The organism is Aquamicrobium sp. LC103, assembly GCF_001014615.2.
GTDB lineage: Bacteria > Pseudomonadota > Alphaproteobacteria > Rhizobiales > Rhizobiaceae > LBCQ02.
Genome location: NZ_LBCQ02000009.1, coordinates 99578 through 111938, shown reverse-complemented (window position 1 = coordinate 111938; position 12361 = coordinate 99578). Strand labels below are relative to the sequence as shown.

Here is a 12361-nt window from a genome sequence, read left to right as displayed (position 1 = left end):
TGCCAGCAATTCAGGATGCGGTGAAGGTCATCTCTGTGCGGCGATGCGCAAAACGCCAGCCTTCGTCGGTGAGCACGAAACGATCGAAATAGCGTCCGACGACGCGCGGCGTCAGCGATGCGGGATCGCCGCGCTTCGTGCCGTGATAGGTGAAAACGGCCGTGCCGCTGGCGTTGCGCTCGTCCTCGACGTCGATGATGACGTTATGCGCGATGTGGATGGTGACGTCCGTCCGCGCCTTGGCTTCCAGATAGACGCGGATCTCGTCGCGGCCGCGAACAGGTCCACGCCATGTTTCCCACACGGCATCGTGCGCCCAAAGCGCGGCCAGTTCCTCGTGGCGATAGGCATCGACCAGCACGCAGAACCGGTGAACCAGCTTCGCGCATTCATGCTCGATGCGCAGGGATACTGCCTTGTCCATGAGAACCTCCGTTGAAAGGCCAGCTAAAGTGGCGTTCTGCCGGGCGGCATCCTGCAAATGAACGATGAGCGAATCTGTCACCGGCCCGATAATCGCCCTTCTGGAGGAGGGGCGAAATGGCAGAGACAGAGCAAGCGGGAGATCGGCTGGCAGCGCTGGAAGCGCGGATGTGCAGGCTGGAGGACGAGGTGGCGATCTATCGCCTGCTCGCCAGCTATTCGCCGGCGGTCGACAGTTGCGACGAGGATGCGACGACCGACCTGTGGGCGCCAGACGGCGGCTATGACTTTGGCGGCACGCCGCTCGAAGGCGCGCGCAATGTCGGCAGCCTCGTCCATCTCGATTCCCACCAGGAATACGTCCGCAAGGGCTGTGCGCACGTGATGAGCCTGCCGCTGGTGTCGGTCGACGGTGATCGCGCCGTCGCCACTGGCTACTCGCGCGTCTACCTGTATGCGGACGATGGCTGGAAGGTCGAACGCGTGAGTGCCAATCGCTGGGAGCTGGTACGCGCAGGAGATGGCTGGAAGGTCGCATCCCGCACGAACAGGCTGATGGATGGCTCGCCGGCCGGCCGGGAGCTTCTGGCGCGCGGGCTTCACACGGATCAGGAGATACCGGCATGAACGAACTGGCAGGCAAGGCCGTGGTCATCACCGGCGCGGGCGGCGGTCTGGGCGCCGCCTATGCGCGGCACGCCGCATCACGTGGAGCGGCTGTCCTCGTCAACGATGTCGATCCGGCTGCGGCGGCAGGCACGGTGGACGCGATCGTGGCGTCCGGCGGGAAGGCTGCGGACCTGGCCGGTGACGTTTCGACCTGGTCCTTCGCACAGACGCTGGTGGATGCATGCATCGACGCCTTCGGCACGATCACCGGGCTGGTCAACAATGCGGGCATCCTGCGACCGGCGCTGCTCGCCCAGGTGACAGAAAGCGATCTGCGGCGCATGCTGGAGATCAACGTCATGGGTACCGCGGCATGCGCGCAGGCAGCCGTGCGGCGGTTGCGCGAAATCGGCAAGGGCGGCTCCGTCATCAACGTGGCGTCGGGCTCGCAGGCCGGCGACATCGCGCTCGGCGGGTACGCGGCCAGCAAGGGCGGGGTTGCGTCGCTGACCTACAGCTGGGCCATGGAGCTGCGCGGCAGTGGCATCCGCATGAATGCGCTGTCGCCGCTTGCCGAGACGGCAATGGCAGGGCAGAACGCGCACCTGATGTCGCTTCAGGCAGCGGGACGCGAAGTGCATTATGCGTCGCTGCCGCCGGCAGACGTGAACGCGCCGGTGGTGAGCTACCTGCTCTCGGATGCGGCGGCAGCAATCAATGGACAAGTTGTCCGCATTGCGGGCCGGCAGCTCTCGTATGTTACGCATCCTCTGATAGCCTTTCCAGTTATCGAGGATGACTGGACAATGGAAAAGGTGGCAGACGCCTTTGCGAATGCTCTGGAGACAGCCCAGCAGAAGTTGGGACTCGCAATGTCTTCTGAACAATAGAGTCAATTTGTTGCGTGAAGGCTGGAAGAGTGTGGCAGTTCGTAGTAGGGCCCAGCGCCATTACAGTCATCAGCACGCGAAATAGCCTCGGAAGGGCAGCTTGTGAATCGAATGACCCGAACCGCAGAAGGAACGACGCCCTCGGTGGACGATGCGGGCGCTGGCATGCAGAACGTTACGGACCTGCGCGGCTCCAATCCGCGCAAGGAACTGGTGCGCGAGCAGCTCATCGACATCGCGGCGCAGCTTTTCGACAGCAAGGGCTATGCCCAGACCAGCATCAACGACATTGCACGCGCGATCGGGCTGGGGCGCTCGGCGGTCTACCATTACTTCCGCAACAAGGAAGAAATTCTTGCGGCGCTGGTGGAAGCCGAGGCGCTAACGCCCTCGCACCAGCTCAAGGACCTGATGACGCAGTCCGAGCTGACGCCCGGCGAACGCCTTCGCCGCGCCGTGGTGGACGGGATCATGCGCCGCCTGTCATCCGGCTCGCGCTTCATCCTGCTGGCGCGGCTGGAGGCACAGATCCCCGAAGAGCTTGGTCCGCTCTATAATCAGGGTCGTCGCGACATCTACGATTTCTATGTCCGCTGCATTTCGGACGGCATCGCTTCGGGCGAGTTCCGGGAAGTGGACCCGAAAGTGGCCGCGTTCGCCGTGATCGGCATGGCGAACTGGACGACGCGCTGGTACTCGCCGAGCGGCCCGCGCAGCCCCGCTGAGATCGGCGAGATCATTGCCGACATGGCGCTGCACGGACTGACGGCGCGCGATGGCGTGGTCGCACGGGATGCAGAAGTGCGCGACGCCCTGAAGGGCCTGCGCGACAAGGTCGACCTCCTGGAACGTACCCTCAAGTAGAAATCAGCTGAAATCGACCTTGGCCGCCGCCAGGAAGTCTCCGTAGGATTCGTAGCGCAGGAGCGGATCGCCGCCTTTCCAAGCACGCACGTGCTCGAGAACGGCTGCCCGCGATTTGCGCCAACGCGTCGGAATGATCTCGATCATCGGGCCAACATGGTTCGGCGAGCGATAGTAGAGGATCGATTCCGGCTGTCCGGCAATCGGGATCTCGAATTCCATGACATAGCCTGCCGCCTCGACCTGGGCGCAGGCGTAGGCGTGGTCGTCGACCCAGTAGCCGAGATGCTGGAGACCCTCACGACCTTCGGCCAAAAATTCCAGATAGGGAGACGGGGCGTCGTTGACCTGCTCGATGAGTTCGAGCTGGACGTCACCGATGAAGCCGAACGCGATGCGGTTTTCGACTACGACGCGTTCGCCGCGAAACAGCGACGGCGCCGGCGGCCTGCCGGTGCCCTTGTTCAGGAACAGGAAGGGGCCGACGCCCATGACCTCGACCCAGTGGCGCACGGCCGCATCGAGATCGCGCACCACGAAGCCGAGCTGAGTGTAGGGGCCGACCGCTTGCCGGAGCCCTTCAATGCGGGGCAGGTCCGGCGCGGCCATCAGTACATCTCGAACAGGCCGGCAGCGCCCATGCCGCCGCCCACGCACATGGTGACGACGCCGTAGCGAGCCTTGCGGCGGTTGCCTTCGGCCAGGATATGGGCAGCCGTGCGTGCACCCGTCATGCCGAACGGATGGCCGACCGCAATGGCCCCGCCGTCGACGTTCATCTTGTCGGGATCGATACCGAGCAGGTCGCGGCAGTAGAGCGCCTGGCTGGCAAAGGCTTCGTTCAGTTCCCAAAGGTCAATGTCATCGACCTTCAGGCCGTGCTGGGCGAGCAGCTTCGGCACCGCGAAAACGGGGCCGATGCCCATTTCCTCCGGCGGGCAACCGGCAACCGCCATACCCCGGAAGGCGCCGAGCGGGGTGAGGCCGCGCCGCTTCGCCTCGGCCGCTTCCATGAGGACCAATGCAGCCGCACCATCGGAGAGCTGAGATGCGTTGCCGGCGGTGACATGCTCGCCAACCTTGATGACTTCGCCATCCGCGAAGACCGGTTTGAGCTTGGCGAGACCTTCCAAGGTCGTGTCGGCGCGGAAGCCTTCATCCTGCGTCAGCGTCACGTCCTGGTAGCTGGTCTCGTTCGTCTCCTTGTTGACGACGACCTTGCGGGTCGCCATTGGCGCGAGCTCGGCGGCGAAGCGGCCCGCTTCCTGCGCGGCTGCGGTGCGCAGCTGGCTGGTGAGCGAGAACTCGTCCTGCGCCTCGCGGGTCACGCCGTATTTGCGCGCCACGATTTCGGCCGTCTCGATCATGGTCATGTACATGTGAGGCGACGAGTCGAGCACCGCCGGCGAGCGGTTGCGATAGGTGTTCTTGTGCTTATTCTGGGTGAGGCTGATCGACTCCACGCCGCCGGCAATCACCGTCTCCATGCCGTCGAGCACGATCTGGCGGGCACCAATGGCAATCGCCATCAGGCCTGACGAGCACATGCGGTCGACCGACATGCCGGCAACCGACGACGGTAACCCTGCCGCAGCCGCGGTGAGCCTGCCGATATTGTAGCCCTGCGTGCCCTGCTGAGCAGAGCAGCCCATGACAACGTCTTCGACGGATGCGGGGTCGATGCCGGCACGACGAACGGCCTCGGCCGCTACGTGGCCCGACATTGATGGGGCTTCGGTGTCGTTGAAAGCGCCCCGGAAGGCTTTTCCGATGGGGGTGCGGGCGACGGAAACGATGACGGCTTCGCGCAAGGGCTACTCCAGTTCTGTCTCGGCGCGGAGAGCGCGTGAACTTCAGCCTGTAGGGCCGGAGGCGGTGCTCCGGCATCGTCTGAAAAGACTACCGAACTCCAGCTGGGCTGGAACCCGCGTTGTGGACAGGCGACGCCTATCGGGCGTGGGGCCGCGGCGTGTAGCCGTCGGCTTCGATGATCGGCAGATGCGTCCAGTTGTCGTTGGGCATGCGCATCCATGCGCCGGCTGCCAGCGCACCGCCATCCACGACGATTGTGGAGCCGCTGACCCAGCCGGAAAGCCGATCCGACGCCAGGTACAGGACTGCGCCGGCGGAATCCGAACTCTCGCCGAAGCGGCCGATGGGGAACCAGCGCTTCAGGTTCTCGCGGTTTTCGGCAGGCACGCGGGACGTTGCCACGATCTGTGCCGTGTTGGTGGTCTCCGGTGCGACCGCGTTGACGCGGATACCATACTGGCCGAGCTCGACCGCGAGGCTCTGGGTGAAGCCGGTGATTGCCGCCTTGAACGCCGCGTAGACGACGGTCAGCGGGATGCCGCGGAAGGCCTCTATGGTGGAGAGATTGATGATGCTGCCGCCGTCGCCGCTGCTGCGTATCAGGGGAATTGCCGCGCGGGTGACGCGAAAAATGTGCAGGAGGTTGACCGCATAGAGCGCCTGCCACTCCTCCTCGGTCGAATCGACGAACCCGCCCTTGAAGCCGAGATAGTCGCCGACATTGTTGACGAGCACGTCGAGCCGGCCGAAACGGACGGACACGGCATCGAGCAAGCGCGCGACGTCGTCTGCCTCGCGTACGTCTGCCTCCACGACAAGGCTGTCGCAACCGGCCGCGTCGAGTGCGGCACGCGCTTCGGCGGCGCGCGCTGGATCTATCTCGGCAACAGCGACCTTCATGCCGGCCTGGGCGAGAAGCTCGGCGCTTGCCCGCCCGATGCCTGCGCCGCCGCCGGTGACAAGGGCGAGCTTGCCGGCAAGCCCGAGGATGGATCGTTCGGTTTCAATGCTCATGACGCGTCCTTTCTCACCTGGTGACGGCGGCCTGTGGGGTAGGTGGCATCGCCGACGAGGATCAGCCGGCGGCTTGCGATGAGCCATTCGCCGGAAATCCGGGCGAATTCGTCCTCGTAGCGCACCGTCATTTCGTAGCATTGCTCGACGTCTTCGGCGTCGCGGTAGTAGTGGCGCGCAAGCGTGTAGGTCCGGGCGCTGGCCCGATCGCCGTCGATGATTGGCACCAGGGCGACCACGCTGTGATGGGTCCGCAGGTAGAGCTTCTTCATCATGGGAGGCACGCCGGCCAGCTGCTCGCGCCCTTCGAAGCGGCCGCGCGGTGCTTCGAGCACTCCGTCCCGAGTGAACTGCGCGGCAAACGCCTTCGCATCATGCGCGTCGACCGCCTGGGCATAGCGCTCGGCCGTCAGCCGCATCGCGAAGGCGTCCAGAAGATGTTCCCGCGATGTCATGTGAAGCCTCGATGCGCCGATCCCGTATGCGCACGATGCTATTGGCCCGGCGAGCCCTTTCTATGGTCCGAACAGACTAGAAATGCGGGCTGGGGAAGATGTCCGCTCGTTAGTCCCATTGGACGATGGCAGGAAGCGGCCCCTCGCCCATGTGTCTGCCATGGCGTGGCTGGCGCGCCACGAGAAACAGACAGGGTGGTTACCGAGACAATGAAGGCCGTTATCTGCAGGGAGTTTTCGCCACGGGCGAACCTGCGCCTCGAAGAGGTGCCGACGCCAACGCCTGGCAAAGGCCAGGTGCTGGTGAAGGTGAAGGCTTGCGGCCTGAACTTCTTCGACGGGCTCATGGTCGAGGGCAAGTACCAGACGCGCCCAGAGCTTCCCTTCACGCCCGGCAGCGAGGTTGCCGGCGTGGTGATGCAAGTCGGCGAAGGCGTCACAGCCCTGCAGCCCGGACAGCGCGTCCTCGCGTTCAACGGTATCGGCGGCTATGCCGAGGAGGCCATCGCCGAAGCCGACCGCGTCTACCCGATTCCAGACGCCATGAGCTTTGAGCAGGCTGCGGGCTTCCTTATCACCTACGCCACGTCGCACCACGCGCTGAAGGACCGCGCGGCGCTGCAGCCGGGCGAAACCGTATTGGTGCTGGGCGCTGCTGGCGGCGTCGGCCTCACCGCGGTCGAGATCGCCAAGCGCATGGGGGCGCGCGTGATCGCGGCCGTCTCCACGCAGGAGAAGATGGATCTGTGCCGGGCCTACGGCGCGGACGAGACGATCAACTATACTGACGGGGACCTGCGCCAGCAGAGCAAGGATCTCACCGGTGGCAGGGGTGTGGACGTCGTCTATGACCCGGTCGGCGGTGCGCACTCGGAGGCAGCCGTGCGCAGTCTTGCCGTCAACGGCCGTCATCTGGTGATCGGCTTTGCGGCCGGCGACATCCCTAAACTGCCGCTCAACCTGCTGCTGCTCAAGCAGACGGCGCTGATCGGCGTGTTCTGGGGTGCTTTCGCCCGCGCCAATCCCGAGAGCCATGCCGCGAACATGGCGGAGCTTTTCGGCTGGTTCGCCCAAGGCAGCCTGCAGCCTCACATTTCGACCAGCTACACGCTCGACCGCTTCGCCGAAGCGCTCGACGTGGTGATGGAGCGCGCCGCCAAGGGAAAAGTCCTGCTCGTCATGGATGACGCGGCGCGATGAGTGATGCGGAGCAGTAAGATGAACATGATAACGAATGAAGCCGTCTCGCTGGACAGAGACGGAGCCGTCCTGATCGCGACTGTCGACAACCCGCCGGTCAATGCGCTGTCGCATGCGGTGAGGGCAGGGCTCGTCTCGGCGCTCGACCAGTTCGAGGCCGACGCAGAGGCAAAGGCGCTGGTGATCCTGTGCGCCGGACGCACCTTCATCGCCGGTGCGGACATCCGCGAATTCGGCCAACCGCTGAAGGAGCCGCGCCTCGGAGCGCTGATCGATCGGCTCGACCGCTGCGAGAAGCCGGTGGTTGCCGCCATGCACGGAACCGCGCTCGGCGGCGGGCTCGAGATTGCGCTCGCCTGCTCCTATCGTCTCGCCTCGCAGGATGCCCGCATGGGCCTGCCGGAAGTGAAGCTGGGCCTGCTTCCTGGCTCGGGCGGCATCGTGCGCCTGCCGCGTCTGATCGGCGTGCCGGATGCGCTGACGATGATCGCCGAAGGCGGCCAGATCGGAGCCGCGGCAGCGCGCGACAAGGGGCTGGTGGATGAAGTCGTTTCCGGCGACCTGCGGAGCGGGGCAGTCGCCTTCACGCAAGGCATTGCGGAAAAGGGCGAAGTGCGCCGCACGAGCGATTTGCCAGTGCCGGCCTTCGACGAAGGGCTTCTCGCCACCCGGCGCGCCGAGCTGGCAAAGCGCTATCGCGGCCTGAAGGCGCCGCAGATTGCCGTCGACCTGATCGAAATGATGACGATCACGCCGTTCGCCGAGGCGGTGGAAAAGGAATATGCCACCTGCAGGGAGTTGATCGCCTCGCCGCAGTCGAAAGCGCTGCGTCACCTGTTTGCAGCCGAGCGCGCAGCGCTCAAGATAGACGGCGTGCCGGCCGATACGCAACCGCGGAAAGTCAGCAAGGTTGCGGTGATCGGACCCGGCGTCATGGGGCGCGGCATTGCCATGTGCTTCATGGATGCCGCCCTGCCGGTGGTGCTGCTCGGTCGCAGCGAGGAAAGCCTCGGCAAGGCCGAAGCGGCGATCCGCAAGCTCTATGGCGGCAGCATCAAGCGCGGCTCGATGACGGAGGCGCAGCTTGAGGAGCGCATGAAGCTTCTCGAGACCGTGACCGACTACGAGCGGCTGGCCGATGTCGACCTCGTGGTGGAAGCCGTCACGGAAAACCTCAGCGTTAAGAAGGACGTGTTCGCCAGGCTCTCGGGCGTGTTGAAACCCGACGCGATCATTGCCACCAACACTTCCTTCCTCGATATCGAGGCGCTGGCGTCCTCGGCGGCACAGCCGCAGAACGTGGCGGGCATGCACTTCTTCAACCCCGCCAACATGATGAAGCTTCTGGAGAACGTGCGCGCCTCGCGCACCGACGCCAATGTGCTGGCCACCATCACGGCGCTCGGCAAGAAGATCGGCAAGGTGCCGGTCATGGTTGGTCGCTCCGAGGGCTTTGTCGCCAACCGGATGCTATCGAAGCGCTCTCGCGAGGCGCAGTTCCTGCTGGAGGACGGCGCGACGCCGCAGCAGGTGGACAAGGTGCTTTCAGGGTTCGGCTTTCCGATCGGCCCCTTTGCGCTCGCCGACCTTGCCGGCATGGACGTAATGGCTGCCGCGCGCCAGGCGCGCATCGCCGGCATGACCCCGCGCGAACAGGCCTGCAACATCGTCGACAAGCTGGCGGCTGCCGGACGGCTGGGCCAGAAGACGGGTGCGGGCTACTATCTCTACGGCGAGGATCGCAAGCCGCAGCATGACCCAGCGGTGGGCGAGCTGCTGGCGGCGCATCGCACCGAGCGTGGGTTCGGTTCGCGCGAGATCACCGACGAGGAGATCCTCGAACGCTGCCTGCTGGCGATGGTCAACGAGGCGGCCAAGCTCCTGGACGAGGGCGCTGCGGCACGCGCCAGCGACATCGACGTCATCTGGACGAGCGGCTTCGGCTGGCCGACCCATATGGGCGGACCGATGTTCTGGGCCGACCAGATGGGCATCGCCCGGGTCAAGGAAGCGCTCGACAAGTACAGCCGCATCGTCGGCGAAGAATATTTCAAACCCGCCGCTCTCATCGAGAGGCTGGCGAGCGAAGGCCGCGGCTTCCACAACTGAAGCCGCAACGATCAATTCCGACTGCAGAACGAAACGGGATGCCATGAACAAGCAGATGTCACTCAAGGCGGTTGTCGCGGAGCTTCGCGACGGCATGACGATCGGGGTAGGCGGCTGGGGGCCGCGGCGCAAGCCGATGGCACTGATCCGCGAGATCATTCGCTCCGACCTCAAGGACCTTACGATTGTGGCCTATGGCGGGCCGGAAATCGGCATGCTGTGCGCTTCCGGGAAGGTGAAGAAGCTGATCTACGGCTTCGTGTCACTCGACTTCATTCCAATCGAACCCTACTTCCGCAAGGCGCGCGAAGCAGGTTCCATCACGGTCACGGAACTGGACGAGGGCCTTCTGCTCCTCGGCCTCCGCGCCGCCGCACACAACGTGCCCTTCGCCGTCACGCGGGTAGGTCTCGGCTCTGCCGTGATGCAAGCTAACCCCGAGTTCAAGACTGTGTTGTCGCCCTATGAGGACGGCCAGGAACTGCTCGCCATGCCGGCGATCAAGCTGGACGCCGCGCTGATCCATGTCGGCAAGGCGGATCGCGCCGGCAACACGCTGAGCTTCGGCCCCGATCCGTTCTTCGATCAGCTTTTCGCACAGGCCTCCGGCCGGGTCTATGTGACCACGGAAGAACTGGTGAACATTATCGCCTCGGAAAACCCGGAGGACATGAAGTCCAACCTGTTTGAGGCGTATCTGGTGAAGGGCGTTGTGGAAGCGCCGCTGGGCGCCCACCCGACCACGTCCCACTATGGTTATGGCTGGGACGCCGCACACCTCAAGGCTTATGCTGCGACGGCAGGCGAGGAAGGTGGCTGGCAGGCCTATCACGACAAGCACATTGCGGGTGGCGAGGCCGCCTACATTGAAAGCGTTGGCGGCGAAGCAACCATTCGCGCGCTGCCCATCCCAACATTCTGAATGGACGTATCATGACCATTGCGACAGACTTCACCCTCGCGGAGCTGATCATTGCCGCGGCTGCGGAAACCTGGCGGGATGACGGCGAGCTTCTGGCCACGGGTATCGGTCCGCTTCCACGCCTGGCGGCGGGCCTTGCCAAGCTGACCTTCGCCGAAGGCATGCTGCTGACCGACGGCGAGGCGATGATCGTCGAACAGCCAACGCCTCTCGGGCCGCGCGGAGACTTCAAGCCGAAATACACCGGCTGGATGCCCTATAACCGCGTCTTCGACAGCGTCTGGGCCGGTCGGCGCCATGCCATGGTTACCCCGGTCCAAGTGGACCGCTGGGCCCAGGGCAACATCTCGGCGCTCGGACCCGACTTCCAGAAACCTAAGGTGCAGATGCTCGGCGTGCGCGGGTTCCCCGGCAACAGCATCTCGCACAAGAACTCGATGTTCCTGCCTAACCACAGCAAGCGCACGTTTGTGGAAGGCGAAGTGGACGTCGTGTCGAGCGTCGGCTTCCGCAAGGAAACCTGGCCGGCCGGTTCACCGGACGACCTGGTCAAGATCGGCCTGGTCGTGACCAATCTGTGCGTCTTCGACTTCAACGGTCCGGACCATGCGGCGCAGGTGCTCTCGCTGCATCCGGGCGTAACGTTCGAGCAAGTGCAGGACAACACCGGGTTCCCGCTGCTGAAAGCGGCCGGTCTCAAGGAGACGGCGGCACCGACGGAGGAACAGCTGGCCATCATCCGGCGGCTCGACCCGCACGACGTGCGCGCGACCGTCCTGAAGGGCAATCCGCCCGGGATTCGCGCCGCCGCCTGACGGCCGCTGGATGGAATGAATGGCAGCAGAGAGGCGGCGATGAATTTCGAGTATGACGATAAGACGAAGGATCTTCTGGCGCGGCTGAACGCGTTCATGGATCGCTACGTTTATCCGAATGAAAAGCTCTATTACGGGCAGGTCGCCGCCGATCGCTGGGGCAACCCGGCGATCCTCGATGAACTGAAAAAGAAGGCGAAGGAGGAGGGGCTGTGGAACCTCTTCCTTCCCGAATCCGAACACGGCGCCGGGCTGACGAACACGCAGTATGCGCCACTGTGCGAGGTGATGGGGCGCGTCCATTTCTCCGCACAGATCTTCAACTGCGCTGCGCCCGACACCGGCAACATCGAGACGATCGAGCGCTACGGCACGCCGCAGCAGAAGGAACGCTGGCTGCCGGGCATGCTCGACGGCTCGGTTCGCTCGGCCTTTGCGATGACGGAGCCGGAAGTGGCGTCGAGCGACGCGACGAACATCCAGAGCTCCATTGTTCGCGATGGTGACGACTATGTCATCAACGGCCGGAAATGGTGGATTTCGGGCGTGGGCGATCCGCGCTGCGAACTCCTTATCTTCATGGGGAAGACCGATCCCTCGGCCCCCCGGCACAAGCAGCAGTCGATGATCCTCGTGCCGCTGAATACGCCGGGCATTACGGTTCTGCGGCCGATGACGGTGTTCGGTTATGACGATGCGCCGCACGGCCACATGGAGATGACGTTCGAAAACGTCCGCGTGCCGGCAACGAACATGCTGCTTGGCGAAGGACGCGGTTTCGAGATCGCGCAGGGGCGTCTCGGACCGGGCCGCATCCATCACTGCATGCGCCTCATCGGGTTGGCGGAACGCTGCCTCGAGCTGATGTGCCGGCGCGTGTCCAAGCGTGTCGCCTTCGGCAAGCCGATCGCCGAGCAGGGCGTGACGCTGGAGCGCATCGCGGAATCGCGCATCCTTATCGACCAGGCGCGGCTGCTGACGCTGAAGGCCGCCTATATGATGGACACGGTGGGCAACAAGGAAGCGAAGGCTGAGATCGCGATGATCAAGGTTGCCGCGCCGAACATGGCCTGCCGGGTCATTGACTGGGCGATCCAGGCACATGGCGCCGCAGGCGTGTCGCAGGACTTCGTTCTGGCAAACTACTATGCCCACGCCCGCAAGATCCGCTTTGCCGATGGTCCCGACGAAGTGCATCGTAACCAGATCGGCAAGATCGAACTTGCCAAATACGCAGAGGCGCGGTGA

The 12361-nt window shown here is 64.4% G+C and carries 13 protein-coding genes; 8 read left to right on the top strand and 5 right to left on the bottom strand.

What is annotated here, in order from left to right:
• Positions 1–10 precede the first annotated feature (10 nt).
• Positions 11–424, bottom strand: a complete 414-nt coding sequence (locus XW59_RS18050) for a nuclear transport factor 2 family protein (RefSeq protein WP_047146765.1) — start codon at positions 422–424, stop codon at positions 11–13.
• A 116-nt stretch (positions 425–540) separates the two neighbouring features.
• Between XW59_RS18050 and XW59_RS18045 the strand changes: the two genes are divergently transcribed.
• The 3 genes from XW59_RS18045 (at position 541) to XW59_RS18035 (ending at position 2786) form a co-directional block, all read left to right on the top strand.
• Positions 541–1050 carry a nuclear transport factor 2 family protein gene (locus XW59_RS18045; protein WP_047146764.1) on the top strand — a complete coding sequence of 170 codons (510 nt, stop codon included), beginning with the start codon at positions 541–543 and terminating at the stop codon, positions 1048–1050.
• The gene (locus XW59_RS18040) at positions 1047–1922 is read left to right on the top strand and encodes an SDR family oxidoreductase (protein ID WP_047146763.1); all 876 of its coding nucleotides are present in this window, start codon (positions 1047–1049) and stop codon (positions 1920–1922) included. Before XW59_RS18045 ends, XW59_RS18040 begins: the two co-directional genes overlap by 4 nt.
• Positions 1923–2033: 111 nt before the next feature.
• Positions 2034–2786 (top strand): TetR/AcrR family transcriptional regulator, encoded by a 753-nt coding sequence (locus XW59_RS18035; protein ID WP_082137671.1) that lies wholly within the window; start codon positions 2034–2036, stop codon positions 2784–2786.
• A 3-nt stretch (positions 2787–2789) separates the two neighbouring features.
• Here XW59_RS18035 and XW59_RS18030 read toward each other — a convergent pair whose 3' ends face one another.
• The 4 genes from XW59_RS18030 to XW59_RS18015 all read right to left on the bottom strand — a co-directional run bounded on the left by XW59_RS18030 (position 2790) and on the right by XW59_RS18015 (position 6067).
• Positions 2790–3395, bottom strand: coding sequence for a VOC family protein (locus XW59_RS18030; protein ID WP_052958241.1), 606 nt, complete (start codon positions 3393–3395; stop codon positions 2790–2792).
• Positions 3395–4597, bottom strand: a complete 1203-nt coding sequence (locus tag XW59_RS18025; RefSeq protein WP_047146762.1) for an acetyl-CoA C-acyltransferase — start codon at positions 4595–4597, stop codon at positions 3395–3397. The genes XW59_RS18030 and XW59_RS18025 overlap by 1 nt, the downstream gene beginning before the upstream one ends.
• 136 nt (positions 4598–4733) lie before the next feature.
• Positions 4734–5612, bottom strand: a complete 879-nt coding sequence (locus XW59_RS18020; RefSeq protein ID WP_170990177.1) for an SDR family oxidoreductase — start codon at positions 5610–5612, stop codon at positions 4734–4736.
• Entirely contained in the window at positions 5609–6067 is a 459-nt protein-coding gene (locus tag XW59_RS18015) for a nuclear transport factor 2 family protein (RefSeq protein WP_052958240.1), read from the bottom strand. The genes XW59_RS18020 and XW59_RS18015 overlap by 4 nt, the downstream gene beginning before the upstream one ends.
• Positions 6068–6277: 210 nt before the next feature.
• On the opposite strand from XW59_RS18015, the gene XW59_RS18010 reads away from it, so the two are divergent.
• From XW59_RS18010 to XW59_RS17990, 5 genes are read left to right on the top strand one after another with little or no spacing between them, the layout of a single operon-like run.
• Positions 6278–7267 (top strand): NADPH:quinone oxidoreductase family protein, encoded by a 990-nt coding sequence (locus XW59_RS18010; protein WP_047146761.1) that lies wholly within the window; start codon positions 6278–6280, stop codon positions 7265–7267.
• An 18-nt stretch (positions 7268–7285) separates the two neighbouring features.
• Positions 7286–9376, top strand: coding sequence for a 3-hydroxyacyl-CoA dehydrogenase NAD-binding domain-containing protein (locus XW59_RS18005; protein WP_047146760.1), 2091 nt, complete (start codon positions 7286–7288; stop codon positions 9374–9376).
• Positions 9377–9419: 43 nt separating this feature from the next.
• A complete protein-coding gene (locus tag XW59_RS18000) occupies positions 9420–10298 on the top strand; it encodes a CoA-transferase (RefSeq protein ID WP_047146759.1) in 879 nt (292 codons plus the stop codon).
• 11 nt (positions 10299–10309) lie between these two features.
• Complete coding sequence (locus XW59_RS17995; RefSeq protein WP_047146758.1) at positions 10310–11113, top strand: ketoacid CoA transferase; 804 nt, start codon at positions 10310–10312, stop codon at positions 11111–11113.
• Positions 11114–11152: 39 nt separating this feature from the next.
• Positions 11153–12361 (top strand): acyl-CoA dehydrogenase family protein, encoded by a 1209-nt coding sequence (locus XW59_RS17990; RefSeq protein WP_047146919.1) that lies wholly within the window; start codon positions 11153–11155, stop codon positions 12359–12361.